23 protein-coding genes are annotated in these 26,207 nt (G+C 69.4%); 4 read left to right on the top strand and 19 right to left on the bottom strand.

What is annotated here, in order from left to right; genetic code table 11:
- Nucleotides 1–25: 25 nt before the first annotated feature.
- From ACZZZB_RS04525 to sucC, 8 genes are all read right to left on the bottom strand, one after another.
- A complete protein-coding gene (locus tag ACZZZB_RS04525; RefSeq protein ID WP_255528002.1) occupies nucleotides 26–148 on the bottom strand; it encodes a hypothetical protein in 123 nt (40 codons plus the stop codon).
- A 180-nt stretch (nucleotides 149–328) separates the two neighbouring features.
- Entirely contained in the window at nucleotides 329–643 is a 315-nt protein-coding gene (locus ACZZZB_RS04530) for a hypothetical protein (RefSeq protein WP_124770137.1), read from the bottom strand.
- An 88-nt stretch (nucleotides 644–731) separates the two neighbouring features.
- The gene (gene ddaH, locus ACZZZB_RS04535; RefSeq protein WP_463529087.1) at nucleotides 732–1,943 is read right to left on the bottom strand and encodes a dimethylargininase; all 1,212 of its coding nucleotides are present in this window, start codon (nucleotides 1,941–1,943) and stop codon (nucleotides 732–734) included.
- 109 nt (nucleotides 1,944–2,052) lie between these two features.
- Nucleotides 2,053–3,660: a bifunctional phosphoribosylaminoimidazolecarboxamide formyltransferase/IMP cyclohydrolase gene (purH, locus tag ACZZZB_RS04540; RefSeq protein WP_137242136.1), complete on the bottom strand. Its 1,608-nt coding sequence runs from the start codon at nucleotides 3,658–3,660 to the stop codon at nucleotides 2,053–2,055.
- Nucleotides 3,657–4,283, bottom strand: a complete 627-nt coding sequence (purN, locus tag ACZZZB_RS04545; RefSeq protein ID WP_085510275.1) for a phosphoribosylglycinamide formyltransferase — start codon at nucleotides 4,281–4,283, stop codon at nucleotides 3,657–3,659. The genes purH and purN overlap by 4 nt, the downstream gene beginning before the upstream one ends.
- 9 nt (nucleotides 4,284–4,292) lie before the next feature.
- On the bottom strand, nucleotides 4,293–5,570 hold the full coding sequence (locus ACZZZB_RS04550; RefSeq protein WP_159877993.1) for a cell division protein PerM: 1,278 nt from the start codon (nucleotides 5,568–5,570) through the stop codon (nucleotides 4,293–4,295).
- 125 nt (nucleotides 5,571–5,695) lie between these two features.
- A complete protein-coding gene (gene sucD, locus ACZZZB_RS04555; protein WP_064296653.1) occupies nucleotides 5,696–6,586 on the bottom strand; it encodes a succinate--CoA ligase subunit alpha in 891 nt (296 codons plus the stop codon).
- 14 nt (nucleotides 6,587–6,600) lie between these two features.
- On the bottom strand, nucleotides 6,601–7,764 hold the full coding sequence (sucC, locus tag ACZZZB_RS04560) for an ADP-forming succinate--CoA ligase subunit beta (protein ID WP_124768842.1): 1,164 nt from the start codon (nucleotides 7,762–7,764) through the stop codon (nucleotides 6,601–6,603).
- A gap of 160 nt (nucleotides 7,765–7,924) precedes the next feature.
- Between sucC and ACZZZB_RS04565 the strand changes: the two genes are divergently transcribed.
- Complete coding sequence (locus ACZZZB_RS04565) at nucleotides 7,925–8,725, top strand: oxygenase MpaB family protein (protein WP_463529088.1); 801 nt, start codon at nucleotides 7,925–7,927, stop codon at nucleotides 8,723–8,725.
- 104 nt (nucleotides 8,726–8,829) lie between these two features.
- Nucleotides 8,830–10,392, top strand: coding sequence for a thioester domain-containing protein (locus ACZZZB_RS04570; RefSeq protein ID WP_463529089.1), 1,563 nt, complete (start codon nucleotides 8,830–8,832; stop codon nucleotides 10,390–10,392).
- Here ACZZZB_RS04570 and ACZZZB_RS04575 read toward each other — a convergent pair.
- From ACZZZB_RS04575 to ACZZZB_RS04585, 3 genes are all read right to left on the bottom strand, one after another.
- Complete coding sequence (locus ACZZZB_RS04575) at nucleotides 10,319–11,320, bottom strand: SseB family protein (protein WP_139382416.1); 1,002 nt, start codon at nucleotides 11,318–11,320, stop codon at nucleotides 10,319–10,321. The two genes, ACZZZB_RS04570 and ACZZZB_RS04575, sit on opposite strands and share 74 nt — an antisense overlap.
- Nucleotides 11,321–11,390: 70 nt before the next feature.
- On the bottom strand, nucleotides 11,391–13,859 hold the full coding sequence (locus ACZZZB_RS04580; protein ID WP_463529090.1) for an ATP-dependent helicase: 2,469 nt from the start codon (nucleotides 13,857–13,859) through the stop codon (nucleotides 11,391–11,393).
- Nucleotides 13,860–13,872: 13 nt separating this feature from the next.
- A complete protein-coding gene (locus tag ACZZZB_RS04585) occupies nucleotides 13,873–14,952 on the bottom strand; it encodes a glycerophosphodiester phosphodiesterase family protein (RefSeq protein WP_463530544.1) in 1,080 nt (359 codons plus the stop codon).
- A gap of 194 nt (nucleotides 14,953–15,146) precedes the next feature.
- Here ACZZZB_RS04585 and ACZZZB_RS04590 point away from each other — a divergent pair, with 194 nt between their 5' ends.
- Nucleotides 15,147–16,004, top strand: a complete 858-nt coding sequence (locus ACZZZB_RS04590) for a Bax inhibitor-1/YccA family protein (RefSeq protein WP_064296659.1) — start codon at nucleotides 15,147–15,149, stop codon at nucleotides 16,002–16,004.
- 254 nt (nucleotides 16,005–16,258) lie between these two features.
- On the opposite strand, the gene guaA is transcribed toward ACZZZB_RS04590, so the two are convergent.
- The 7 genes from guaA to ACZZZB_RS04625 form a co-directional block, all read right to left on the bottom strand.
- A complete protein-coding gene (gene guaA / locus ACZZZB_RS04595) occupies nucleotides 16,259–17,863 on the bottom strand; it encodes a glutamine-hydrolyzing GMP synthase (protein WP_192018327.1) in 1,605 nt (534 codons plus the stop codon).
- On the bottom strand, nucleotides 17,860–18,303 hold the full coding sequence (locus ACZZZB_RS04600; RefSeq protein WP_056778703.1) for a DUF3817 domain-containing protein: 444 nt from the start codon (nucleotides 18,301–18,303) through the stop codon (nucleotides 17,860–17,862). The genes guaA and ACZZZB_RS04600 overlap by 4 nt, the downstream gene beginning before the upstream one ends.
- 37 nt (nucleotides 18,304–18,340) lie before the next feature.
- Nucleotides 18,341–19,117: an SURF1 family protein gene (locus tag ACZZZB_RS04605; RefSeq protein ID WP_192018328.1), complete on the bottom strand. Its 777-nt coding sequence runs from the start codon at nucleotides 19,115–19,117 to the stop codon at nucleotides 18,341–18,343.
- A 64-nt stretch (nucleotides 19,118–19,181) separates the two neighbouring features.
- Nucleotides 19,182–20,558, bottom strand: a complete 1,377-nt coding sequence (locus ACZZZB_RS04610) for a cation:proton antiporter (RefSeq protein ID WP_192018329.1) — start codon at nucleotides 20,556–20,558, stop codon at nucleotides 19,182–19,184.
- 2 nt (nucleotides 20,559–20,560) lie between these two features.
- On the bottom strand, nucleotides 20,561–21,088 hold the full coding sequence (locus ACZZZB_RS04615) for a cation:proton antiporter regulatory subunit (RefSeq protein ID WP_056008027.1): 528 nt from the start codon (nucleotides 21,086–21,088) through the stop codon (nucleotides 20,561–20,563).
- A gap of 109 nt (nucleotides 21,089–21,197) precedes the next feature.
- On the bottom strand, nucleotides 21,198–22,931 hold the full coding sequence (locus ACZZZB_RS04620) for a glycerol-3-phosphate dehydrogenase/oxidase (RefSeq protein ID WP_191940639.1): 1,734 nt from the start codon (nucleotides 22,929–22,931) through the stop codon (nucleotides 21,198–21,200).
- Nucleotides 22,932–23,071: 140 nt separating this feature from the next.
- A complete protein-coding gene (locus ACZZZB_RS04625) occupies nucleotides 23,072–24,190 on the bottom strand; it encodes a GuaB3 family IMP dehydrogenase-related protein (protein ID WP_064296664.1) in 1,119 nt (372 codons plus the stop codon).
- Nucleotides 24,191–24,403: 213 nt separating this feature from the next.
- Between ACZZZB_RS04625 and ACZZZB_RS04630 the strand changes: the two genes are divergently transcribed.
- Nucleotides 24,404–24,565 carry a hypothetical protein gene (locus ACZZZB_RS04630; RefSeq protein WP_192004681.1) on the top strand — a complete coding sequence of 54 codons (162 nt, stop codon included), beginning with the start codon at nucleotides 24,404–24,406 and terminating at the stop codon, nucleotides 24,563–24,565.
- A 62-nt stretch (nucleotides 24,566–24,627) separates the two neighbouring features.
- Here the strand turns inward: ACZZZB_RS04630 and guaB are convergent, their stop codons facing one another.
- Complete coding sequence (gene guaB / locus ACZZZB_RS04635) at nucleotides 24,628–26,130, bottom strand: IMP dehydrogenase (RefSeq protein WP_079705279.1); 1,503 nt, start codon at nucleotides 26,128–26,130, stop codon at nucleotides 24,628–24,630.
- Between the last annotated feature and the right edge of the window lie 77 nt (nucleotides 26,131–26,207).

Below are 26,207 nucleotides of genomic sequence, written 5' to 3' on the forward strand. Positions count from 1 at the left end.
TGAGGTGGACTGCCTGGCGCTCGTGCTAAGCGTCGGCGTCCGCTGCGGCGCGTCCGGCTGGCGCCGGGACGACCACAGGGCGGCGGCTCGAGGCGGAGCGGGCACGATCGACCGTCGGCGCGAGCGCGGTGTGGTTCGAGAGCGTCATGGCATCCTCCTCATCCTGTGGGGCGAGAGCCGCGGGCCGGGTGCACAGGTCGCACTCGAACGCGGGCGGCGACCGATCACGGTGAACGAGGTTCGGCGCAGCAGACCAGACTATGGGAATCGACCGTCAAGCTGCAAGGGATCCATGCGGTTGCACGCACCGGACCGAATGGGCTCGTCCTCAGGAGGTCGGTTCGTCGACGATGCCGACGAAGGCTCCGATGCCGTCGACCTCGCGCCGACGGGCGCCCTCGGGCACCGGCGGCAGCTCGTCGGCGCCGTGCCAGGAGCAGCTCACCATCGAGAATTCCGGCCACCACTTCTTCGGGCGGAGCGTCTCGCTCGTGCCACAGATGGTGCAGCGCAGCTCGACCCAGACCGGCCGCTTCCCGGTCCGGTTCGCGCGGGACTGCACGTACCAGGCCGGCGGATCGGCAAGGAACGCCGCCAACTGGTCCGCCGACCAGAACGGCGGGATCCCGTGGTGTCTGGCCATCTCGAGCGGGATGTCCAGTCGCTGCGCGACGGTCCTCCGGCTCAGATCCCGACCGCCGCGCGCTCCAGCCTGCTGCTCCACGATCGGCTCAGCTGACCCGCACGGACAGGCAGGTCACGCAGCCCTCGAGCTTCTCGAACTCGCTGATGTCCACCTGGACCACGGTGTAGCCGCGGTCCTCGAGCAGCGCAGCCGTCTTGGGAGCGGCTGCGGAGATGAGCACGGTGTCCTCCGCGAGTTCGACCACAGCGACGCCCTCGCGCTCGGGCACGACGAGGTGGCGGCCGAAGAAGGCCGGGTCCTCGACGAGGTCGGGGTGGACGAGCACGGTCCCGTCGGGGAGCGCGGTGACCGTCGACTTCAGGTGGAGGGCGGTCGTGACGGGGACCGCCACGACGTCGAACCCGAGCGGCGCGAGGATGGCTCGGAGCTGCCGGACGCCTTCCGCGTTGGTGCGGCCGCTGCGACCGACGTAGACGGTCGTGCCGACCCGGAGGACGTCGCCGCCCTCGAGGGTGCCTTCGCCCTCGATCCGGTGGATCCGGAGGCCCAGCTCACGGGCGGTGGTCTCGGCTGCGACGACCTCGGGGCGACGGCTCTCGGCGCCCGGTCGGGTCACGACGGCGACGTCGCCGATCACGATGACGGCGTCCTCGATGAAGACGGAGTCGGCGAGCTGGTCGGCCCAGGAGACCTCGGTGGTGTCCCAGCCGGCGGCGTCGAACGCTGCGACGTACGCGTCCCACTGCTTGTCGGCGAGCTCGGTGTCGATCGGCGTGCGCTCCAGGTGCGTCACGAGGCCTTCGGCGAGGTTGGAGGCGGGCATCCGCACGAGTGCGATTCGGCGTCCGTCGTCGAGCACGGCGTCCTGCGTGCGGACGACCATCCAGTACACGGGGTATCCGATGAATGCCGCGGAGAGCGCGACGACGACCACGAAGACGAGGTTGAGGCTGATGAGCGTCGCGACGATGCTGCCGAGGACGGTGCTGTCGATGGGCTGTCCGGTCGTCGCCACCTGGACGATGAGCCCGAGGAGCGCTCCGATGACAGCGAGGGCGGCGCCGCCCAGCAGGGCGAGTAGTCGGTACCGGTAGAGGCCGACGACGCCCACGATCAGCAGCAGCACGAAGGTGATGATCGTGCTCTCGAAGAAGTACGGACTCGCCTGGGCGAAGATCGTCCCGGCGAACTGGTAGCCGACGAACGTGACGAACATGACCCCCAGGAAGCCCACGACGATGGTCGCGACGGCGGCGGCGGCGGATGCGATGAGCTTGCGGCTCCAGGTGGCAGTCATTCGACAACCGTATCCCAACGACACAGCGGCGTCGGGCCACGAGGGCCCGACGCCGCTGGGAGATCACCACGAGCCTGCCCAGAACCCCCACAGGGGCGGGCGGCACGGCCTAGTGGAAGAAGTGACGCTCCCCCGTGAAGTACATGGTCACGCCGGCGGCTTCGGCCGCAGCGATGACCTCTTCGTCGCGGACGGAACCACCGGGCTGCACGACCGCGCGCACGCCGGCGTCGAGCAGGACCTGCAGGCCGTCGGCGAACGGGAAGAAGGCGTCCGAGGCCGCGACGGAACCCGCGGCGCGGTCACCGGCTCGGCTCACGGCGAGGTGGCAGGAGTCGACGCGGTTGACCTGCCCCATACCGACGCCCACGCTCGCGCTGCCCTTGGCGAGCAGGATGCCGTTGGACTTCACCGAGCGGCACGCCTTCCACGCGAAGATGAGGTCGAGCAGGGTGTCGTCGTCGGCCGGTTCGCCCGTGACGAGCGTCCAGCCCTTGGCGGTGTCCTGGGGGTCGTCGGCGAAGCGGTCCGCGTCCTGGTAGAGCAGGCCGCCGGAGATCTGCCGGACCTCGCGGTCCTCGCGCACGAAGTCCTCCGGCAGCTGCAGGAGCCGCAGGTTCTTCTTCGTCTTGAGCACCTCGAGCGCGGCGTCCTCGAAGCCCGGGGCGACGAGCACCTCGGTGAAGATCTCCTTGACCGTCTCGGCCATGCCGAGGGTCACGACGCGGTTGGCGGCGATGACGCCGCCGAAGGCGGAGACCGGGTCGCACTCGTGCGCGCGACGGTGGGCCGAGGCAATCGGGTCGGGTGCCTTCGGGTTCGCGAAGGCGATGCCGCACGGGTTCGCGTGCTTGATGATCGCGACGGCGGGGTTGGCGAAGTCGTAGGCCGCGCGGACTGCCGCGTCGGCGTCGACGTAGTTGTTGTACGACATCTCCTTGCCGTGCAACTGCGTCGCCTGGGCGATCCCGGCACCGCCAGGACGGACGTACAGCGCCGCGGCCTGGTGCGAGTTCTCGCCGTAGCGCAGCACCGCCTCGCGACGACCGGTGACGGTCAGCGTGCTGGGGAAGGCCTCCGCCTCGGTCGTCTCCGTGCTCGCGAACCACGCGGACACCGCCGCGTCGTAGGAGGCGGTGTGGTCGAAGGCCTGCGCGGCGAGCGAGCGGCGCTGAGCGAGCGTGGTGCCGCCGGCGGCGACGGCCTCGGTGATCAGCCCGTAGCGTTCCGGAGAGACGACGATCGCGACGTTGGCGTGGTTCTTCGCCGAGGCGCGCACCATCGCCGGTCCACCGATGTCGATCTGCTCGACGACGTCGTCACCGGCGGCGCCGCTCGCGACCGTCTCGACGAAGGGGTACAGGTTCACGACGACGAGCTGGAACGGCTCGATACCGAGCTCGGCGAGCTGGGCTTCGTGGGACTCGAGCCGCAGGTCGGCGAGGAGTCCGGCATGCACCGAGGGGTGCAGGGTCTTGACCCGACCGTCGAGCGATTCGGGGAATCCGGTGACCTCGGACACGTCGGTCACCGTGTGGCCCGCACCGCGGATGGTCGCCGCGGTGGACCCGGTGGAGACGATCTCGACGCCCGCTGCGGCGAGTGCGCCGGCGAGCTCGAGCAGCCCGGTCTTGTCGCTGACCGAGATCAGCGCCCGGCGGACGGGGACGAGGTCGCGTTCGCGGTAGAGGCTGTGGTCGTGGCTGGGACCGCTCATGACTGGGGTGCTCCTTCTGCTGGCGGGCGGGACGCCGTGGAGAGCGCCTCGAGGTCGATGGTTCCGGTGGCGAGGTCGCGGACGGCCTGGACGAGGAGTCGACGCTCCACCGGCTTGATCCGCTCGTGGAGGCTGTGCTCCGTGTCTTCGGGCAGGACGGGGACGCGCTCCTGCGAGATGATCGGTCCAGCGTCGACGCCGTTGTCGACGACGATGATCGATGCCCCGGTCTGCGAGGCGCCTGCCGCCAGGGCGTCCCGGACGCCGTGCGCACCCGGGAACTCGGGGAGGTACGCGGGGTGCGTGTTGATGATGCGCGGCGAGAGGGCGTCGACGACGACGGGCGGCAGGAGGCGCATGAGGCCGCTGAGGACGAGGACGTCCGGGTTCCAGACCCGGATCTGTTCGAGGAGGGCCGCGCCCCATTCCGCCCGCGAGTCGAAGGACGAGTAGGGGACGGTGAACGACGGGATGCCGAACTCCTCAGCGTGGGCGAGGCCGTCAGCCTCCCGATCGGCACCGACGGCGATGACGCGAGCGGGGAAATCCGCGTCGCGTGAGGCTTCGAGGAGGGCGCGGAGATTGGATCCGCCACCGGAGATCAGCACGACGAGTGACAGCACCAGAGCATCCTATCGGTCGCGGGCACCCCGGCCGCTCGGCTGGGCGTGCAGCTCCGGGAGGCGGTCCTCCTCGGCGAGATGCGTCGGACCGGCCGCCATGCCGACCACGGCCGCGATCCCGACCGTCAGCGTGGTCCACAGGCCCGTCGCCCAACCGTTCGGGCCGACCTCGATGAGGCGGCCTGGGCCTGCCGCGCCCGCCGAGAGGGCGGCGAGGACACCGACGATGATGCCGGCGGTGACCCCGACGCCGAGACCGACGACCGCCAGCCGTGCGAGCCCGCCACGCCCGTCGAGGTCGACGAGCAGACGACGGCGCAGCACCACGGCAGCGGCGAATCCGATGACGACCGGGACCACGAGGACCGCGAAACCGAGTGGGCTCTCCCCCGTCGGGATGGCGCCGAGGACCGGCACGGCCGGCATGGGCCCGACGAGCGTGCCGATCGGCGAGATCGCCGTGCCGCTCCCGATGGCGAAGCCCGCGCCGGTGATCCAGCTCATGGCCCAGATCACGAGGTTCGGCAGGTACAGGAGTTCGGCGCCGGTGACGATGGCACCGCCCAGGACGCCGAACTGCGCGCTCTCGTGCAGGGAGATGATGGCGCCGTAGCCGACGGCGATGAGGATGGCGGTCAGGACCGCGGAGACCGCCACGAGTCCGGTGGCGGCGAGTGCTCCACCACGCAGCGCCGCGACGACCATCGACCAGGTCCCGTCCGGCATCCGGTCCCGCATCGCGCGGAGTCCGTCGAGGATCGGATCGACCGCGTCCTGCTCTCGGAACCGGACCCACAGCGCGGCGACCACGACCCCGCCTGCGAAGCGCACGGTCGGCGCGAGGGTCCCCTGGACGATCGAGGGACGCACCGCCGGGTGGAGGGCGGTGAGGGTCACGAGGAACGAGAGCAGGGCGAACACGAGCACCGACAGCACGACGGCACCCTGCCACCAAGTGCTGCGTGCCGCGCGGGCCCCGGTGCGCAGGCCGAACAGGACCGTGCCGATCGTGAAGGCGAGGGGCGCCAGGGAGACGAGGAACGGTTCCATCCCGGCAGGCAGGCCGAGCTGCGTGACGAGGGCCGTGTCGAGGGAGATGCGCATGCTCGAGCCGTTGCCGAGCGCCCAGATGTCGACGGCCCCCCGCCAGAGCGCGGCGGGGTCGACGTCCAACTGGAAGTGCAGGGCCCACAGGGCGAGGAGTGGGACGAGTGCGACACCGATGCCGATGGCCACGGCGAGGGTGGCATCGAGGGCGGCGAGGAGGGCGACGGTCAGACGGTTCATGCGCCTTCGACCCTACCTGGAGCCGCGCGTGCGGACGGTCAGGCACACGGCGTGCGTGGGCCGAAACGCCACGACGCGACGCCCGATCCGGGCGTCGCGTCGTGGTCGCAGTCGAGCTGCGGGTGTTACAGAGAGGCGATGATCTCGCGCATGAGGTCGGCGGTCTCGCTCGGCGTCTTGCCGACCTTGACGCCGGCGGCCTCGAGGGCCTCCTTCTTCGCCTGCGCGGTACCTGCGGAGCCCGAGACGATCGCGCCGGCGTGGCCCATCGTCTTGCCCTCGGGCGCGGTGAAGCCCGCGACGTAGCCGACGACCGGCTTCGTGACGTTCGCCTTGATGAAGTCGGCCGCGCGCTCCTCGGCGTCGCCACCGATCTCGCCGATCATGACGATGGCCTTGGTCTCGGGGTCGGCCTCGAACGCGGCGAGCGCGTCGATGTGCGTCGTGCCGATGATCGGGTCGCCGCCGATGCCGATCGCCGTCGAGAAGCCGATCTCGCGCAGCTCGTACATCATCTGGTACGTGAGGGTGCCCGACTTCGACACGAGGCCGATCGGTCCCTTGCCGGCGATGTTCGCGGGCGTGATACCGACGAGCGACTCCCCAGGCGTGATGATGCCGGGGCAGTTCGGGCCGATGATGCGGGTCTTCGAGCCCTTCGACTGGGCGTAGGCCCAGAACTCGGCGGAGTCGCCGACCGGCACACCCTCGGTGATGATGACGAGCAGCGGGATCTCGGCGTCGATGGCCTCGATGACCGCGTCCTTGGTGAACGCCGGGGGCACGAAGGCGATCGACACGTCTGCGCCGGTCTCCTTGATGGCCTCGGCGACCGTGCCGAACACGGGCAGCTCGACGCCGCCGTCGTGGGTCACGGTCGTGCCGGCCTTGCGTGCGTTGACGCCACCGACGACCTGGGTGCCGGCCTTCAGCATGAGCGCCGTGTGCTTGGTGCCCTCGCCGCCGGTGATGCCCTGGACGATGACCTTGGAGTCCTTGTTGAGGAAGATTGACATGCTTGTGCGATCCCTTACTTCGAAGCCAGCTCGGCGGCCTTGTCGGCGCCTTCGTCCATGGTTGCGGCGAGCGTGATGAGCGGGTGCGCGGCGGCGGCGAGGATCTCGCGGCCCTCCGCGACCTTGTTGCCGTCGAGGCGGACCACGAGCGGCTTCGTCGCTGCGTCACCGAGGATCTCGAGCGCCTTCACGATGCCGTTCGCGACCGCGTCGCAGGCGGTGATGCCACCGAAGACGTTGACGAACACGCTCTTCACCTGGGCGTCGCCGAGGATGACGTCGAGGCCTGCTGCCATGACCTCGGCCGAAGCACCGCCGCCGATGTCGAGGAAGTTGGCCGGCTTCACGCCGCCGTGCTGCTCGCCCGCGTAGGCGACGACGTCGAGCGTGGACATGACGAGTCCAGCGCCGTTGCCGATGATGCCGACCTCGCCGTCGAGCTTGACGTAGTTGAGGTCGTTCTCCTTGGCCTTGAGCTCCAGGGGGTCCTCGGCTGCGGTGTCTTCGAGTTCGGCGTGGTTCGGGTGACGGAAGGCGGCGTTCTCGTCGAGCGAGACCTTGCCGTCGAGGGCGACGATGCGCCCCTCCTCCGTGAGGACGAGCGGGTTGACCTCGACGAGCGTCGCGTCCTCGCCCTTGTAGACGTCGTAGAGCTTCACGAAGACGTCGGAGACCTGGTCGACGAGCTCCTCGGGGAAGTTCGCAGCCTTCGCGATCTCGACCGCGGCCGCCTTGTCGACACCGGTGAGCGGGTTCACCTCGATGCGCGCGAGCGCCTCGGGCTTCTCGACCGCGAGCTGCTCGATCTCCATGCCACCCTCGACGCTCGTGAGCGACAGGTAGGACCGGTTGGCGCGGTCGAGCAGCACCGAGAAGTAGAACTCCTGGGCGATGCGTGCGCCGGCAGCGACCATCACGCGCTTGACGACGTGACCCTTGATGTCGAGTCCGAGGATGGCCTTCGCCGCCTCGTAGGCCTCGTCGGGGGTCTTGGCGACCTTGACGCCGCCGGCCTTGCCGCGGCCTCCGACCTTCACCTGGGCCTTGACGACGACCACGCCGCCGAGACGCTCGGCCGCGGCCCGCACCTCGTCCGGGGTGTCGGCGATGATGCCGGCGAGGACCGGCACCTCGTACTGCTCGAACAGGTCTCGTGCCTGATACTCGTAAAGATCCACGTGTCATTCCCATCCGCGCTTCGCGCGTTCTGCTGTGATTGTCGTGGCGATTTTCGGCCGCGCGTTATCTCGGCGGCGAGAGAAAAAGGGCCAGTGACGACTCTACCCCCAGCGCTGCGCCGCAACCGGACGTTCGCAGTGAACGACTAAGGTCGGGTCCATGACCGGCATGGCGGACCTCGCTCGCGAGGGCATCCTCGTCGCCGGCGCCGGACGGGCCATCCTGCTGCAGATCGCGGACCCCTCGGTCGCCGCCGGGGTGGCGCGGCACAGCGACTTCGGTTCCCGCCCGCTCGACCGGCTGCACGCCACCCTCACCTTCGTGTACGCGCTCGCCCTCGGCACGCCGGACGAGCAGCGCAGTGCGGCCCGACGGGTGAACCACGCCCACGCGCCGGTCCGTACCCGGCCGGGCGAGGCCGCTCCGGGGTACTCGGCCTTCGACCACGACGCGCAGCTCTGGGTCGCGGCGACGCTGTACGACACCGCCGTCCAGGTCTACGAGCTCGTGTTCGGCGCGCTCGACGAGGAGTCCCGGGAGCGCTTGCACCGTGAGTACGCGATCGTGGGGACGAGCCTGCAGCTCCCGCCCGATCGTTGGCCTCCGACCCGGGCCGCGTTCGACGAGTACTTCGCAGGCCGGGTCGCGGGACTCCACGTCACCGGGGAGGCGCGTGCCGTCTCGATCGAGCTCCTGACCGCTCGCGCGGCGCCGCTCCCCGTCCGGTGCCTGCTCCCGCTCGTCCGGCTCGTGACGGCGGGACTGCTGCCCGACGGCTTGCGGAGCGCCTACGGGTTCCGTTGGACGCCGCGGCAGCAGCGTCGCTTCGCACGTCGGGTAGCCGTCGCCCGAGCCGTCTGGCCGCGTCTTCCGCAGCGACTGCGCGCGGCACCCTCCGCCTGGTATCTCCGGGCGATGCGAGAGCGGGATCGCACGGAGGCGGCCCGTCACCTCGACTGACGACGTTCCAGCACCGCCCTCCACAGCCCGCTGGCGGAGCCGTCCCGTCCACATTCGGATCCTCGCCCCGCTGACCGAGGCACCGCGGTTCGCACGATGGGGGCATGACAACACACCACCTCCCCCAGACCGGCCGCCTCCTCGGCGGCAGACCGCGGATCCTCCGGCTCCTGGCGGCCGTCCCGATCCTGCTCACGATCGTCCTCGGCGGCGCCACCGCGTCCTCCGCACTGACCGCCACCGGCGCGGCCTACGGCCACCGCGACGCCTCGAACGGCCGCTGGCTCGGCTCGTGGGCTTTCGACGACGGGACGGTCGGGTTCTGCATCAATCTCGACCTCCCGATCCCGCCGGGTCACGCCTACGAGCACGTCGACGGATCATCGCTCGGGTGGTTCACCCCGGAGGACGCCGCCCGCCTGGCCTACCTCTCGCGGCACTGGGGTGCCAGCCAGGACGCCGACGAGGCCGCCGCGGGTCAGCTCGCCACCTGGATCATCACCGGCCTGAACGGGTGGACGCCGGCGCAGATCGCCGCTCGGGCAGGAGCGAGTGCCGACCGCGTGCTCTCCCTGGCCCAGCAGATGCTCGCCGAGGCCGACGGGCCCGGCGGCGCGAGTCGGGGAGCGAGCGCCACCATGTCCATCGAACGCGGCGAGGACGGATTCGACCTCGTCCGAACGGAACTCGCCGTCGACTTCATCTCATCCGGCGTCACCACCCTGCCACCGGGCACCCACACCGGCACGGTCACCCTCGACGGCGCGACCTTCGAGGACGGCACCTCCGAACGGGCCGTCGGGAACGGTGAGAGCCTGCGGATCCTGCCGAGCACCGATGCCGCCGTCGTGGCGTTCTCAGCGAACGCCACCTTCGGTGAGCTGCCCTACGGGGCCGGCCTCACGATCGCTCGAAGCGCCGCCAACGTGCAGAGTGTCCTCATCGCGCGCCCCATCACGGTCTCGGCCGGGGCGAGTGCCGACCGGGAACGGCCGACGCCACTCCCGTTCCAGCCGATCGTCGCCACCACGACCTCGCACGCGACGTCGACTCCGGGAGCGGAGATCACCGACCGGCTGTCGGTCGGGATCGCGACCGGCGCCGGCCTGGCCTCGGAGTGGGGCCTCTTCGGCCCGGAGGGCGGACCGTACACGCCGATCCCGGTGACCGTCCGAAGCCAGCTGCTCGGTCCCTTCGCGGAGCGCCCGGTCGAATCGCCGGACGTCCCGCTCGGAGCACCGGTGGTCTGCGAGGTCGAGACGCTCGTGGATGCAGGCCCCGGCGAGTACACGACGCCGTCCTGCGTCCTCCCCGAGGACGGCTACTACGTCTGGGTCGAACGCATCGAGCCGAGCGACACCCTGCCGGAGAACGGCGGCACGATGATCCGCCCCTGGCGATCCGCCTTCGGGGTCGCCTCGGAGATCACCCTCGCCTCGACGCCGACCGTGCCCGAAGCGCGGCTCGCCGAGACCGGCGCCGACGACCGTTCCCTGCTCCTCGCCGGCACTGCGGCGATCGGAGCGCTCGCGCTCGGCGGCATCCTGCTCGCTCTCCGTCGGCGGATCACGCCGAGTGGAGCGGGTGCGGCGCTCAGCGCACGTCGAGGAGGGGTGCGAGCTGGGCGCGGTCGACGTCCAGCCACGGCGCCGCAGGGTTCACGATGATCCCGGTGATGCCCTCGTCGCTGCGGAGCGCGGCCGCGAGTTCCGCTGCGGTGACCGGGTACGCGTCATCCCCTCGTCCCAGTGCGGCGATCTCGATGGGCGAGGTGAAGACCTCCAGCAGTCGACGGTCGCCGAGGCGGGTCTCCGCGATGCCGACGGTCTTGCGGTTACCGTCCTCGTCGACCTCGGCGCGACCGGCTACGAACCCGCCGTGCGCGGCGAGTGCGGCGACCAGCCGCTGGAGGGCATCGGGTTCTCGCGGCTGGGCGAGCGCCTGCTTCGCGAGGTCGTTGTTCCGGCCGTCCCCGAACAGACGCACGATCAGCGTCTTCGGGACGACCGCACTCGCCTTGCCGTCGGCGGGGTTCAGGACGATGCCGGCGTACCCGTCGCCGGTCGCCTGACGGAGTGCCCAGACGGCGTCCACCGCGACCCCCGTGACCGGCCCGTCCGCCGTCCGCGTCTTCTCGAGCTCACGCGACGAGGTGAAGGCGAGGAGGTAGACGGCGCCCTCCGGGTCGCGGTGGACGCCGAGCGGGATGCGCCCGGCAGCCTTGTCCTCCTCCGAGACACCGTCGAGGCTCGTGGACAACAGCAGCTTGCCCTGGATGCTCTGGCGCAGGACGTGCATCATCGCGCGCTCGTCACCGCCTTCGGCCAGAGCGGTAAGCGCCTGAGCGAGGTCGACGTTGGAGTCAGGCTCGACGGGAGCGGGCGCCCGGGCCGGCGCCGGGGCCGCAGCAGGCACGGAGACAGGCGCCTCCGGTGTCCGAGCGGCTGCGTTGACCGTCGTGACCGAGATCGACACCTGCGGCACGGTCTCCGGGGCTTCCGCGGCCGGATCCACCTCATCCTCAGGTGCCGATGTCTCGGCCTCCACGGCTGCAGATCGGGCATCGGACGCGTTGCGCTTGGAGAACAGACCCATGATGCATCAGCCTAGATGCTGGATTCCGCTCAGGGAACCGGCCGGACCGACGGTGCGCGCCTCAGCGCAGTCAGTCGAGCTTCTCGATGGGCGCGATCTTGATCAGCAGCTTCTTCGCTCCGGCTGACTCGAACTGGACATGGGCGATGCGCTTCGCGCCTTCACCGGTCACCGCGTTCACCCGGCCCGGTCCGAAGTCGGCGTGGGAGATGCGGTCGCCGGGAACGAGCTCGAGGTCGCCGTTGTCGCGGACCTTCGCGGTGATGCGATTGGCCCAGGCCGTCTCCGGCTTGCTCGAACCGCCGGAGAACCGCGTGTCGCCCGCGGAGGCGCCCTCAGGGAGCGAGCGGACCGACCAGCGGTCGCTCGAGGGGGCACGGCGGGCGTTCAGGGCACGTGACTGCGTGCCACCACGACCGTTGACGTTGCCGGGCGACTGACGCCACTCGATCAGTTCGGCCGGGATCTCCTGCAGGTAGCGGCTGGGCATGGCGACGGCCGTCTCGCCGTACTGGGCACGCGTCATCGCCAGCGAGAGGTACAGGCGCTTGCGGGCGCGCGTGATGCCGACGTAGAACAGGCGTCGCTCCTCGGCCGGGCCACCCGGCTCGTTCGCCGACATCCGGTGCGGGAGGAGGTCTTCCTCGATGCCGGTCAGGAAGACCGCGTCGTACTCGAGGCCCTTCGCCGTGTGCAGGGTCATGAGCGACACGCTGCCCGTCGCGTCGTCGAGGTCGTCGGCCGCGGCGACGAGCGAGACCTCGGTCAGGAAGTCGACGATGCCGCCGTCGGGGTTGTTCTTCGCGAACTCCTTGGTGACGGCGATGAGCTCGTCGACGTTCTCGGCGCGTGCCTCATCCTGCGGGTCGCGACTGTTGCGCAGCGAGTCGAGGTAGCCGCTCTTCGTCATGAGGAGTGACAGGACGTCGCCGACGGCGGTCGCGGACGCCGTCGGGCGGTCGGCTGCGGCGGCGTCGTCGAGCGCGGCCTGCGCTTCGTCGAGAAGCGCCGACAGCTGCAGGATCGCGCTCGTGACCTTCGGCCCGAGCCCGAGGGCGTCGGCGCGCCGCATGGCCTCGCGGAAGGTGACGCCGTTGTTCTCGGCGAAGCTCGCGAGTGCCGTCTCCGTCGCCGGCCCGATGCCACGCTTGGGCGTGTTCAGGATGCGTCGCAGCGCCATGATGTCGGCCGGGTTCGCGACCGACACGAGGTAGGCGAGGGCGTCCTTGATCTCGGCGCGTTCGTAGAACTTGGTTCCGCCCATGATCCGGTACGGGAGGGCCGCACGGATGAAGATCTCCTCGAGCGCACGCGTTTGGGCGTTCGTCCGGTAGAACACCGCGATGTCGCTGTAGGGCGTTCCCGCGTTCCGGAGCTTCTCGATCTCGTCGGCGATGAACTGCGCCTCGTCGTGCCCGGAGTACCCGGTGAAGCCGACGATCTTCTCCCCGTCGCCGACGGCCGTCCAGAGCTTCTTGTCCTTGCGGTCGAAGTTGTTGGAGATGACCGCGTTCGCCGCCGAGAGGATGTTCTGCGTGGAGCGGTAGTTCTGCTCGAGCAGCACCACCTTGGCACCCGGGAAGTCGCGCTCGAACTCGGTGATGTTCCGGATGTCGGCCCCGCGGAACGCGTAGATCGACTGGTCCGAGTCACCGACGACGGTGAGCGAGGCACCCTCGGTGCGGGTGGTGGCGAGCTGACCCGGGCCGGCCTCAGGCGCGCGGGTGAGCTCCCGGATGAGCGAGTACTGGGCGTGGTTGGTGTCCTGGTACTCGTCGACGAGGATGTGGCGGAACCGCTGCTGGTACTGCGCCGCGACGTGCGGGAACGCCCGGAAGAGGAACACCGTCTGGCTGATGAGGTCGTCGAAGTCGAAGGCGTTCGCGTCGGCCAGCGCGCGCGTGTACTTCCGGAAGACCTGCAGGAACACGAGTTCCTGCGGGTCGTTCGTGTTGATCGTGCGGGAGTACGACTCGACGTCCGACAGCTCGTTCTTGAGCTTCGAGATCTTCGCCGAGGTGTTCGACGGCGTGAAGCCGTATGCGTCGGCCTCGAGCTCCTTGATGATGCGCTTCAGGAGGGCACGTTGGTCGCCGCTGTCGTAGATCGTGAAGTTCTTGGTGAAGCCGAAGTGCTCGGCCTCGCGGCGGAGGATGCGGACGCAGGCGGAGTGGAAGGTGGAGATCCACATGCCCTGCGCGGCCTGGCCGACGAGCGCCTGCACCCGCTCGCGCATCTCGGCGGCGGCCTTGTTGGTGAACGTGATCGCGAGGATCTGGCTCGGCCAGGCCTCCCGCTGCTCGAGCAGCAGCGCAACGCGGCGGGTGAGCACACTCGTCTTGCCGGACCCGGCACCGGCGACGATGAGCAGGGCCTGGCCCCGGTACTCCACCGCGATCCGTTGCTGGGGGTTGAGCCCCTCCAGCAGCCGACTCCCGCCGGCACGCTCGTCGGAGGACGACTCGGGAACGGTTGCCGTGGGCCAGCCGACGATCACCGGTTGCACGGCGTCGGCGTTCGAAGAAGGAGAGCTCGCCATATCGCCTGCAAGTCTAGGCGCTGCCTCCGACATCGCTCGGCCGAGCACCGCCGTCGTGGTGATCCGCACGGTCGCCGGCCGCCGACCGCGCGGCGACACCGAGGTCGGCCTGGTCGACGAAGAAGCCGTCGACCCCTGAGGAGAGCACCAGGACGAACTCCTCGAGCCAGCGGCCGACCGCCGCCGGATCGGCCCCGTCCCGGAAGGGTGGCGCGAGGAACCGGTTCTCGGGGCGGAGGGTCCAGGTGTAGACGCGCAGGCCCACCGCGTGTGCGCGCTCCACGAGGTCCGTCGGGTGTGCGCCGTCGTCGTCGCCCAGGTCGATGAGCATCGCCTTGTCCACGCTGATGGCGTCGACTTCGAGGGCGAGCGCCGCGAGTCCGGCGTCGGTCATCGCGTCGGCGTAGGACGGGGCCGAATCCCCCAGCCGGGCGACGAGATCGCTCGGCCTGCCGGACCGCTCGATGAGGTACGCGAACTCCGCCTGCACCCGACGGGCCTGCAACGCCATGAGGACCGACTGCTCGAACGACTCGATGATGAGCGGCTCGGCATCGGGATCGGTGCCGAACTCCAGGGCGGCGAGCTCTTCGGCCAGGAGCCGATCGAGCGGGAGGCCGATCGACGCGAAGTAGTCGGCGTGCTTCACCTCGGCCACGATGCCCACGGGTCGTCGGTGCGCTTCGGCCGCACTGCGCACGACCGCGACGAGGTCGGCGAACCGCAGGATGCCCTCGGTGCCGTCGAATCCCGCACTCACCGTCCGCACCTCGGGAATCCGCTCGCGTGCGGTCAGGGTCGACAGCTCGGCCCAGGTGAAGTCCTCGGTGAACCACCCGGTCAGCTCGTGGCCGTCGACGCGCTTCGTCGTCCGCCGGTCGGCGAACTCCGCTCGGGCGGCGACGTCGGTCGTCCCGGAGATCTCGTTCTCGTGTCGGACCACGAGGACTCCGTCCTTCGACGCGACGAGATCGGGCTCGACGGCGTCCGCACCGAGCGCGACGGCCAAGCGGTAGGAGGACTCGGTGTGCTCGGGGCGGTAACCGGGAGCCCCGCGGTGTCCGATGACGAGCGGGTTGGGCAGGGAGTCGATGCGCACGCCATCAGCCTAGGACGACGCTCCGGCGTGCGCGCAGGGTGCCGGCTGTCAGCCCGCCGCGAACATCGGCGTCCGTTCGGGGTTTTCCACGCGCGACCCGGCTGATTCAAAGGGAACTCGGATACTCTGGGTGTCAGCAGCGCCGCTTGGCGCGACACAGCCTCCACGACTGAGAGTAGGAATCAGCCATGGCCCTCGACAATCCCGCGTTCTCGAAGAACCCGGCATTCGCGAAGCAGGGAGGCGGGACGCTGCAGGCAGCTCAAGCAGCGAACCCCTCGCTGACCGCCGAACAGCTCCGCAAGATGTACGAGCAGCCCACCGCACCGGCGGGCGTCGGCACCGCCGACCGCATGACGATCGAGAACACGCTCGTCAAGACCCTCGGCTCGTTCGCCGTCCTCGTCGTGTTCGCCGTCATCTCCTGGATGTGGACGACCTCCCTCCTGCAGGCAGGCAGCGGCTACGCCCTCCCCATGATCATCGGCATGATCGGCGGCCTCGGCCTCGGTCTCGTCAACTCCTTCAAGAAGGAGCCGGTCCCGGCGCTCATCCTCGGGTACGCGGTCTTCCAGGGACTCTTCGTCGGTGGCATCTCGCGCGTCTTCGAGGCGAACCCGGCCTGGTCCGGCGTCGTCGTCCAGGCGGTCCTCGCGACCCTCGCCGTCGTCGGCGTGACCCTCGCCCTCTTCGCGAGCGGCAAGGTCCGCGCCTCGAAGAAGCTGACGAAGGTCTTCCTCGTCGCCATCATCGGCTACGGCGTCTTCCAGCTCCTCAACCTCGTGCTCATGTTCACGGGCGTGCTGAACAACCCGTTCGGCCTCTACGGCGCGACGATCTTCGGCATCCCGCTCGGGATCGTCATCGGCATCTTCGCGGTGCTGATGGGTGCGTACTCGCTGGTGCTCGACTTCGACTTCATCCAGCGTGGCGTGCAGAACCGCGCACCCGCGAAGTACGGCTGGACCGGCGCCTTCGGCATCATGGTCACGGTCATCTGGATCTACGTCGAGATCCTGCGTCTGCTGGCCATCTCCCGCAACTAGGAGCGCACGTACTGCAAGGCCCGTCCCGTTCGCGGGGCGGGCCTTCGTCGTCCGAGGAACCCGCCGGTCGAGGTACTGCCCTTCGACAGGCTCAGGGACCGAACCCCTCGGACCGAGGCACACCATCCCCGGTCCCTGAGCCACCCACCCCGGTCCCTGAGCCACCCCACCGCGGTCCCTGAGCCTGTCGAAGGGCGCGGACGACGGAAGGCCGCCCCGCGAACGGGACGGCCTTCCGATGACTCAGGGAGCGATCACTCCCACTCGATGGTCCCCGGTGGCTTCGACGTGACGTCGAGCACGACGCGGTTGACGTCCTTCACCTCATTGGTGATGCGGTTGCTGATGCGCGCGAGGACGTCGTACGGCAGGCGGGTCCAGTCGGCGGTCATGGCGTCTTCAGACGAGACCGGTCGCAGCACGATCGGGTGGCCGTAGGTGCGGCCGTCGCCCTGCACGCCCACGGAACGGACGTCCGCCAGCAGGACCACGGGGCACTGCCAGATCTCCTGGTCGAGCCCGGCCGCGGTCAGTTCCTCGCGGACGATCGCGTCGGCGTCGCGGAGGAGGTCGAGACGCTCGGCCGTGACCTCACCGACGATGCGGATACCGAGTCCGGGACCGGGGAACGGCTGACGGCCGACGATCTCCTCCGGGAGGCCCAGCTCGCGACCGATCGCCCGGACCTCGTCCTTGAACAGGGTGCGCAGGGGCTCGACGAGTTCGAACTGGAGGTCTTCCGGCAGGCCGCCGACGTTGTGGTGGCTCTTGATGTTGGCCGTACCGGATCCGCCGCCGGACTCGACGACGTCCGGGTACAGCGTGCCCTGGACGAGGAAGCGGATGGGCTCCCCCTCGCTCTGGGCCTCCTTCACGAGGTCGATCTCGGCCTGTTCGAAGGACCGGATGAACTCGCGGCCGATGATCTTGCGCTTCTGCTCCGGGTCGCTGACGCCGGCGAGCGCCGACAGGAACTGCTCGCGGGCGTCGACCGTGACCAGCCGGACACCGGTCGAGGCGACGAAGTCCTCCTCGACCTGGCGTCGCTCGTCCTTCCGGAGCAGGCCGTGGTCGACGAAGATGCAGACGAGCTGGTCGCCGACGGCCTTGTGCACGAGCGCCGCGGCGACGGCCGAGTCGACACCGCCGGAGAGTCCGCAGATGACCTTCGCGTCGCCCACCTGGGCGCGGATGCGGTCGACCTGTTCGGCGATGACGTTGCCGCTGTTCCAGTCGGCCGGGATGCCGGCCGCCCGGTGGAGGAAGTTCTCGAGCACCTGCTGGCCGTAGGCGGTGTGCTTGACCTCGGGGTGCCACTGGACGCCGTAGAGGCCGCGTTCCGCGTTCGCGAAGGCGGCGACCGGGGTCGAGGCGGTCGAGGCGAGGACATCGAAGCCCTCGGGGGCCTTGGAGACGGAGTCGCCGTGGCTCATCCAGACGTTCTGCTCGGTCGGGACGCCGTGCAGGAGGGTTCCCGGGACGTCGACGACGCTGGTCGCGTCGGTCGAGCCGTACTCCCGGAGACCGGTGTGCGCGACCTCGCCACCGAGCTGCTTGGCCATGACCTGGAAGCCGTAGCAGATGCCGAAGGTCGGGACGCCGAGCTCGAGGATGCCCTCGTCGAGCGACGGAGCGCCCGGCTCGTACACGCTGGACGGGCCACCGGACAAGACGATCCCGACGGGGTTCTTGGCGGCGACCTCGGCGGCGGACACGGTGTGCGGCACGATCTCGGAGTACACGCCGGCTTCGCGAACGCGACGCGCGATCAGCTGCGCGTACTGCGCACCGAAGTCGACGACGAGGACCGGTCGGGCGGCGGTCTGCTCCGCTGCGGCGGCGGGGGTGGTTTCACTCACTGCATGGACTCCACGGGTTCGGCGGCCGCTGCTGCTTCGCGGCCGGAGAGGTAGCCCTTCACTTCCCGCGGGATGCGGCTCTCGAAGAAGAAGGACAGGAACGGGATGATGCCGCCGAGCGCGAGCCAGAGCAGACGCAGGACGTTCCACCGCATGAGGCTCCAGAGCCGGAACGCGGCGAACAGGTACACGACGTAGAACCAGCCGTGGATGATGAGGATGCCCGTGCTGAGGTTGACCGCGGTGGCGGTGCCGGAGGGCACGAAGGCGAGGAAGCCGTAGGCGCCGCCGAGCTCGAGCTCGAGGCCGAACGCGTACTTCATGAGCATCTCGGCGCAGAGCGACAGGAGCAGCACACCGGTGATGGGGGCGGCCACCTGGTAGAACTTCAGCGCGCCTCGGATCGCGGGAAACGTCGACGGTTTCGGCTGGAGGGGCATGTGCCCATCTTACCCGCGGCCGCCAGGCGACCGGACATCACTGACGGAGCGCTGCGGCCTCCTCCTCGGCGTCCTCGAGCTCCTCGATCTCGCGCTCCCAGGCGTCCTTGGCGAGCCGGAACCAGAGGAACACGGCGAAGCACGCGAAGACGACCCACTCGGCCGCGTAGAAGATGTTCAACCAGTTGAGCTGGATCTCCTGGCTGGGCGCGGGCGACGAGATGGGCTCGAGTCCGTCGACGGCGACGTCGTCCACGACGAACGCGCTGAACACCCGCAGACCGTCGGCGTCGTTCCAGCGGTTCAGCAGTGCGGCGACCGACATGTTGTCGAGGTCGGTCGGTGCGGCGTCCGCTGCCGGTTCCTCCGGGCCCTCCGGCGGGTTCAGTCGCCCTTCGAGCTCGACGGCGGCGGTGGGGGCGTCCGCGTTCAACGCCTCTGCGACGCGGTCGGCGGTCTCGCGGTCCTTCGTCCAGCCGAGCGCGACCGCGAGACCGGCCTGGTCAGGGCGGTCCGTCGCGAGGTGGCCCGTCACCCAGTACCCGAGCGTGCCGTCGTTCACCCGGTTGCCCACCACGAGGTAGTCCTCCGGCACCCAGGTTCCCGACACGCTCACCCGCTGACCGGCGTCGGCCTCTCGGATTCCGACACCCGGTTCGAGGACGTCCGCGAGCGGCCTGACCGACTCGGTCTCGGTCGGCACCACCTGCCCGGATTCAATGGCGCGTGCGAGCTGCCACTGCCCGAGCGCGGCGAACGCGCCCGCGACGGCGAGACAGAGGACGAGGACGCCGATCCACCGGGGACGCAGCATGACGGAGCGGAGCGTCGGACGGACCTGTCCGTGGTTGTCGGGGCCTGGTGCCGACGGGGCGGTGCTAGTAATCGGGCTCTCGCTTTCGGGCTGGTGGTTCCTGGTCGTTCATCGCCTGTTCGACGAGTCGGTCGATGGCCGCCTGATCGGTGTCGACGGACGTCGTTTCCTGGTCGCCGCCCGCACCCTCGACGAGCGCGATGGCCTCCTCCGCCGTCGTGTCGACCTGCTCCACTCGGCGCGCCTTCCGGCGACGCGGACGCAGGATGACGGCGCCGATCTGCTCGGAGCGCCCGGCGACGATCGGGCCCATCACGGCCATGATGAGCACGTAGAGCCCGGCGAACGGCTGGATGAGCGGATTCAGCCCCGCGCTCAGCGAGAGCGTCGCGAGGATGAGGGCGAACTCGCCGCGATTCTGCAGGATGACCGCGGCGTTGATCCCAGCTTGCGGCCCGAGTCCGTTGAGCCAGGCGACGAACTGACCGGCCAGGACGTTGAGGACCACCGTCATGAGGACGGCGAGGAGCACCGGGACGAGGACGCTGCCGAACTTCGTCGCGTCGAGCGCGAGCCCGAAGTTCAGGAAGAAGAACGCACCGAACACGTCGCGGAGCGGGATCGCGATCTGCTCGATCTTGTTGCGGAACCGGGTGGCACCGAGGACCAGGCCGATGAGGAACGCGCCGATCGCGTCGGTGACTCCCAGGAGCTCGCCGATGCCGCCGAACGCGACCGCGAGGCCGAAGAACAGGATCGTGAAGAGCTCGTCGTCCTTGGTGCGGAACAGCCGCGACACGAACCGTCCGCCGAATCGGGCGATCGCGAACATCACGAGGATGAACGTGAAGGCGATCGCGAGTTTCCCGATGACGGGCCAGACCTCCGTCTCGCCGCTCAGCACGACACCGACGATCGCGAGGTAGATGGCGATGAAGATGTCCTCCACCACGGTGACGCCCAGGATCATGGGCGTCTCGTCGTTCGTCAGCCGTTTGAGCTCGATGAGGAGCTTCGTGACGATCGCGCTCGAGCTCGTCGCCGTGATGCCGGCGATGATGAGCGCCTCCCGTGTGCCCCACCCGACCAGGAACCCGAACACGAGCCCGGCGGCCATGTTGACGAGGATGTAGGAGCCGCCGGAGACGATGAGCTTTCCGGCGTTGCCGAAGAACTCGTCCTGATCGAACTCCAGGCCGAGGTTGAACAGCAGGAGCACGAGGCCGAAGACGGCGATGAGTTCGATCTGCGCGCTGGCGAAGTCGAGCGGGAACCAGCCCGTGTACGGACTCGCGAGCAGGCCGACGAGCATGTAGACGGGGATCGACGGGAGGCCGATCAGCTTGCCGAGGCGGCCGAGGATGTAGGCGATGACGAACAGGACGCCGAGGATGAGCAGATCCTGGCCGAGGTGGGGGTTGTCGGTCGCGGCGTGCAGCATGCCTACCCTCCGGGCGGAGCGTCGACGGCGACCTTCTTGACGGCGCCCGAACGGAAGTAGGCGAAGGCCTTGGCGACCTTCTCGGGACTGCCCGCGACGACGAGGGTGTCTCCCGGGAAGACCCGGAAGTCCGCAGCAGGGGCCGGGTTGGCGGAGTCGCCGCGCACGACGGCGACGACGGTCAGCCCGACCATGCCCTTCTCGGCGGGGTTGCCGAGCGGCTGCCCGGCGATGTGGTCTTCGTAGTCGACGGTGAACCAGTCGATGCTGAGTCCGGGGATCTGGTCGAGCGCGCTGAGCGACTCGGTGATCTGCGTGCCACCGAGGAGTTCGGCCAGCGTGTGCGCCTCGTCCTCGTTGAGCCGGAGCGACACCTTGCCGGCATCGGCACCGTCCTCGTGGTCGGCGAAGGTGATGAGGTCGCTGTGGCCGGACCGGTGGGCGATGACGCCGACCTTGCCGCCGTCGTCCGTGACGAAGGTGTGGAGCACACCGACCCCGGGAAGTTTGACCCGCCGAACATCCACCATGGCTGTACTCCTCAGGCTTGTTGTGGCAGTCCTCCTAGTCTATCCGCCACACCTGGCCCGCTCGCCCGAGGCGCCCGCAGCCGTTGCGCTGCGGGCGATCACCGCCGGTTCAGGCCCCTGGGACGATGTCCGGTGCCTCCAGGCGCACGCGGTCGGCGGCCTCGTCGTTCGGCTGCTCCTGCGATGCCCGCTCCGCTGCGACGCGCGTGAGGTAGTAGGAGACCTCCTTCTCGATGCGCTCCTCGTCCCACCCCAGGACCCCACCCATGAGCTTCGCCGCGACCGGGGCCGCCGAGACACCGCGGTCCCAGGCCTCGATGGAGATGCGCGTCCGACGGGCGAGGACGTCGTCGAGGTGGAGGGCACCCTCGTGGGAGGCCGCGTAGACGACTTCCGCCCCGATGTAGTCGTCCGCCCCCGGCAGCGCTTCGGCGAGCGTCGGGTCCTCCTTGATGAGGTCGAGCAGTTCGTCCGTCAGCACGCCGTAGCGGTTCAGCAGGTGCTCGATGCGAGCAGTGTGCACCCCGAAGGCCCGCGCGATCTTGCCACGCTTGTTCCAGGCCGCCTGGTACCCCTCGGCTCCGAGCAGTGCGATGTTCTCCGTCGCGCTGGCCGGGATCTTGCCGTCGAGTGCGTCCACCGCGGCGTCGATCGCGTCCTTCGCCATGACCCGGTAGGTGGTCCACTTGCCGCCGGCGATGACCACGAGACCGGGCACGGAGTGCGCGACGAGGTGCTCGCGAGAGAGCTTCGACGTCTGCTCCGATTCGCCGGCCAGCAGCGGACGGAGGCCGGCGTAGACGCCCTCGACGTCCTCTCGGGTCAGCGGCACGGCGAGGATCGTGTTGACGTGGTCGAGCAGGTAGTCGATGTCGGCCGCGGTCGCCGCCGGGTGCGCCTTGTCGAGGTGCCAGTCCGTGTCGGTCGTGCCGATGAGCCAGTGCCGGCCCCACGGGATGACGAAGAGGACGCTCTTCTCCGTGCGCAGCAGGAGACCCATGTTCGACTGGAAGCGGTCGCGCGGGACGACGAGGTGGATGCCCTTCGACGCGCGGACCTTGAACTGGCCCCGCTCCCCCACCATCGACTGCGTGTCGTCGGTCCACACCCCGGTCGCGTTGACGACCTGCTTGGCACGGATCTCGAAGCGCTCGTCGGTCTGCAGGTCGTGCGCCTTGACGCCCACGACGCGCTGTCCGACCTTGACGAACCCCTCGACCCGCACGCGGCTCGCGACGTGCGCGCCGTAGGCCGACGCCGTCCGCGCGAGGGACGAGACGTAGCGGGCGTCGTCGACCTGGGCGTCGTAGTAGGTGAGTCCACCCACGAACGCGTCCGACTTGAGGCTCGGGATCGAGGTCAGGACCTGACGCTTGGACAGGTGCCGGTGGTGCGGGACGCCGGGCGGACGGCCACCGCTCCAGCTGAAGAGGTCGTAGAGCAGCATGCCGGCGCCGATGTAGAGGCGCTCGAAGACCGGCTTGTTGAGCGGGTACAGGAACCGGACCGGCTTCACCAGGTGCGGCGCGATGCGCTGCAGCAGCAACCCGCGCTCGATGAGCGCCTCCCGGACGAGTCGGAAGTCGAGTTGTTCGAGGTAACGGATACCGCCGTGCACGAGCTTCGAGGACCGGCTCGAGGTGCCGCTCGCCCAGTCACGCGCCTCGAGCAGACCGGTGCTCAGACCGCGCGTGACGGCGTCGAGCGCAGCACCGGTGCCCACGATGCCACCACCGACGACGAGGATGTCGAGCTCTTTCGACTTCAACGCTTCGATCGCGGCGTCGCGCTCCTCCATCCCCAGCTTGGTGGAACGTGACACGTTGTTGTGGGTGGTGGCCATCGTCGAACTCCGCTCGCTGGAACCGCCCTCGCGATGATCCTGCCGGAGGCAGGTGCTCGTCCACGAGGCTCTGCCTCAGAGGCTAGTCGGCGCGATGCGACCCGACAACCGCTTGCGGAAGCGGCTCGCTTCCGGCAGGGCTAAGCGCCCTGGTACGGCGCGACGACGACCTCGACCCGCTGGAACTCCTTGAGGTCGGAGTAGCCGGTCGTGGCCATCGAGCGACGGAGCGCGCCGATGAGGTTGGCCGTACCGTCCGACTTCGGCGACGGGCCGTAGAGGATCTCCTCGAGGGTCGCGACGGTGCCGACCTCGACACGGCGACCGCGCGGCAGGTGCAGGTGGTGCGCCTCGGCACCCCAGTGCCAACCACCACCGGGTGCGTCCGTGGCGCGGGCCAATGCGGTCCCGAGCATGACGGCGTCGGCACCCATCGCGACGGCCTTGACGATGTCGCCCGAGGTCCCGAGACCGCCGTCGGCGATGACGTGCACGTAGCGGCCGCCGGACTCGTCGAGGTAGTCGCGACGCGCACCGGCGACGTCGGCCACGGCGGTCGCCATCGGGGCGTGGATGCCGAGCGAGGCCCGCGTGGTGGAGGCCGCACCGCCACCGAAGCCGACGAGCACACCGGCCGCCCCGGTCCGCATGAGGTGCAGGGCCGCGGTGTACGTGGCCGCGCCACCGACGATCACGGGGACGTCGAGCTCGTAGATGAACTTCTTGAGGTTGAGCGGCTCCTGGTTCTTGGAGACGTGTTCGGCGGACACGGTGGTGCCGCGGATGACGAAGAGATCGACCCCTGCGGCGACGACCGTCTCGTAGAGCTCCTGCGTGCGCTGCGGCGAGAGGGCGGCGGCGACGGTGACTCCGGCCGCGCGGATCTCGGCGAGCCGGGCCGTGACGAGTTCGGGCTTGATGGGCTCCGAGTAGATCTCCTGCATGCGCGCGGTCGCGCGGCCGACCGGCAACGACCGGATCTCGGCGAGCAGCGGCTCAGGGTCTTCGTACCGCGTCCAGAGGCCCTCGAGGTCGAGGACGCCGACGCCGCCGAGCTGGCCCATCATGATCGCGGTCGTCGGCGACACGACGGAGTCCATCGGTGCTGCGAGCACCGGGATCTCGAACTGGTAGGCGTCGATCGACCAGGACACCGAGACGTCCTGTGGGTCGCGGGTCCGCCGCGACGGGACGACGGCGATGTCGTCGAACGCGTAGGCGCGCCGTGCGCGCTTTGACCGGCCGATCTCAATATCCATGCTCACCGCACCAGCCTACCGGTCAGGTCGCACGTGGACCGTGTCCAGGGCACACACCCAGTGGTGCAGGTGATATATGTGAGGATTACGTCGCTGTCTGGAGCGGATGTGAATGGTGAAGAGGATGACATGGACGGTCGGCCTGGAAGCGCTCGGCGACTTCTTCCTCGGCGGGAACGACGTCAGGAGAGACGCTCGCGTGTCCCTCGAATCATGCGGACGAGCATCTTCTTCGGCGCCGCGACGTTCGCGATCATCGCCGTGATCAACCGTTTCGACGTCGCGGCTTCTGTCCTGGGCGCGATCGTCTTGGCGCTGGTCGCCATCGCGGCGTGGGCAGTGCTGAGACGTATCGACCACCGACTGGGGCGCTGACCTGATACGCCGACGGTCCGGCAGGCGGAAGCCTGCCGGACCGTCGGCGTTCGTGCGGGTGCTTACTTACGGTAGTTGGGCGCCTCGACGACGATCTGCACGTCGTGGGGGTGCGACTCCTTGAGGCCCGCCGAGGTGATGCGGACGAACTTGCCCTTGGCCTTCAGCTCGCCGATGTTGCGCGCGCCGACGTAGAACATCGACTGGCGCAGCCCGCCGATGAGCTGGTACGCGACGGCCGACACCGGGCCGCGGTAGGGCACCTGGCCCTCGATGCCCTCGGGGATCAGCTTGTCGTCGCTCGGCACGTCGGCCTGGAAGTAGCGGTCCTTCGAGTACGAGGTCTTCTCGCCTCGCGTCTGCATGGCTCCGAGCGATCCCATACCGCGGTAGTTCTTGAACTGCTTGCCGCCCACGAACACGAGGTCGCCGGGGCTCTCGTCGGTGCCGGCGAGGAGCGAGCCGAGCATGACGGTGTCGGCACCCGCGACGAGTGCCTTCGCGATGTCGCCCGAGTACTGCAGACCGCCGTCGGCGATGACCGGGACGTTCGCCTCGCGCGCCGCGAGCGACGCCTCGTAGACGGCCGTGACCTGCGGGACACCGACACCGGCAACGACGCGCGTGGTGCAGATGGAACCCGGACCGACGCCGACCTTGATCGCGTCAGCACCGGCCTCGATGAGGGCCTGCGCGCCGGAGCGGGTCGCGACGTTGCCGCCGATGACGTCGACACCGGCGAACGCCGGGTCGGCCTTGAGCTTGCGGATGATGTCGAGCACGCCGGCACTCTCACCGTTGGCAGTGTCTACCACGATGACGTCGACGCCGGCGTCGAGCAGCTGGCCCGCACGGGACCAGGCGTCGCCGAAGAAGCCGATGGCCGCACCGACCCGCAGACGACCCGTGTCGTCCTTCGTGGCCAGCGGGTACTTCTCGCTCTTGTCGAAGTCCTTGACGGTGATGAGCCCCTTGAGCTTGCCCGCCTCGTCGACGAGGGGCAGCTTCTCGATGCGGTGCTGCGCGAGGAGCGCCATCACCGCGTTGCGGTCGGTGCCGACGGGAGCGGTCACGAGACCGGTGCTCGTCATGACCTCGCTGACGCGGGTCGTGGCCTTCTCGAACGGCGACACGAAGCGCATGTCGCGGTTCGTGATGATGCCGACGAGCACACCCTTGTCGTCGACGACCGGGAGGCCCGAGATGCGGAACTGGCCGCACAGTTCGTCGACCTCGGCGACGGTGGCGTCGGCCGTGGTGGTGATCGGGTTCGTGATCATGCCCGACTCGCTCCGCTTCACGCGGTCGACCTGTTCGGCCTGGTCGGAGATCGACAGGTTGCGGTGCAGGATGCCGATGCCGCCCTCGCGAGCCATCGCGATCGCCATGCGGGCCTCGGTCACGGTGTCCATCGCGCTCGACAGCAGCGGCGTGTTCACGGTGATCCGCTTCGTCAGGCGGGACGAGGTCTCCGCCTCGCTCGGGATGACGTCGGTGTGCCCGGGCAGCAGCAGCACATCGTCATACGTGAGTCCTACGAATCCGAACGGATCAGGCTGGTCCATTTATCCCTCTCATAGCCACGAACACACCGGAGAAACGCAGACCTGCCGGTATCACCATCGTAACCGAGCAGGGCCTA

The organism is Plantibacter sp. AC185 (genome assembly GCF_979258065.1).

Coding starts and splice junctions, on each gene's coding strand:
- ACZZZB_RS04525 (WP_255528002.1), bottom strand. CDS start 148: ATGACGCTCTCGAACCACACCGCGCTCGCGCCGACGGTCGATCGTGCC.
- ACZZZB_RS04530 (WP_124770137.1), bottom strand. CDS start 643: ATGGCCAGACACCACGGGATCCCGCCGTTCTGGTCGGCGGACCAGTTG.
- ddaH (WP_463529087.1), bottom strand. CDS start 1,943: ATGACTGCCACCTGGAGCCGCAAGCTCATCGCATCCGCCGCCGCCGCC.
- purH (WP_137242136.1), bottom strand. CDS start 3,660: ATGAGCGGTCCCAGCCACGACCACAGCCTCTACCGCGAACGCGACCTC.
- ACZZZB_RS04550 (WP_159877993.1), bottom strand. CDS start 5,570: ATGAACCGTCTGACCGTCGCCCTCCTCGCCGCCCTCGATGCCACCCTC.
- sucD (WP_064296653.1), bottom strand. CDS start 6,586: ATGTCAATCTTCCTCAACAAGGACTCCAAGGTCATCGTCCAGGGCATC.
- ACZZZB_RS04565 (WP_463529088.1), top strand. CDS start 7,925: ATGACCGGCATGGCGGACCTCGCTCGCGAGGGCATCCTCGTCGCCGGC.
- ACZZZB_RS04570 (WP_463529089.1), top strand. CDS start 8,830: ATGACAACACACCACCTCCCCCAGACCGGCCGCCTCCTCGGCGGCAGA.
- ACZZZB_RS04575 (WP_139382416.1), bottom strand. CDS start 11,320: ATGGGTCTGTTCTCCAAGCGCAACGCGTCCGATGCCCGATCTGCAGCC.
- ACZZZB_RS04580 (WP_463529090.1), bottom strand. CDS start 13,859: ATGGCGAGCTCTCCTTCTTCGAACGCCGACGCCGTGCAACCGGTGATC.
- ACZZZB_RS04590 (WP_064296659.1), top strand. CDS start 15,147: ATGGCCCTCGACAATCCCGCGTTCTCGAAGAACCCGGCATTCGCGAAG.
- ACZZZB_RS04600 (WP_056778703.1), bottom strand. CDS start 18,303: ATGCCCCTCCAGCCGAAACCGTCGACGTTTCCCGCGATCCGAGGCGCG.
- ACZZZB_RS04605 (WP_192018328.1), bottom strand. CDS start 19,117: ATGCTGCGTCCCCGGTGGATCGGCGTCCTCGTCCTCTGTCTCGCCGTC.
- ACZZZB_RS04610 (WP_192018329.1), bottom strand. CDS start 20,558: ATGCTGCACGCCGCGACCGACAACCCCCACCTCGGCCAGGATCTGCTC.
- ACZZZB_RS04615 (WP_056008027.1), bottom strand. CDS start 21,088: ATGGTGGATGTTCGGCGGGTCAAACTTCCCGGGGTCGGTGTGCTCCAC.
- ACZZZB_RS04620 (WP_191940639.1), bottom strand. CDS start 22,931: ATGGCCACCACCCACAACAACGTGTCACGTTCCACCAAGCTGGGGATG.
- ACZZZB_RS04625 (WP_064296664.1), bottom strand. CDS start 24,190: ATGGATATTGAGATCGGCCGGTCAAAGCGCGCACGGCGCGCCTACGCG.
- ACZZZB_RS04630 (WP_192004681.1), top strand. CDS start 24,404: ATGCGGACGAGCATCTTCTTCGGCGCCGCGACGTTCGCGATCATCGCC.
- guaB (WP_079705279.1), bottom strand. CDS start 26,130: ATGGACCAGCCTGATCCGTTCGGATTCGTAGGACTCACGTATGACGAT.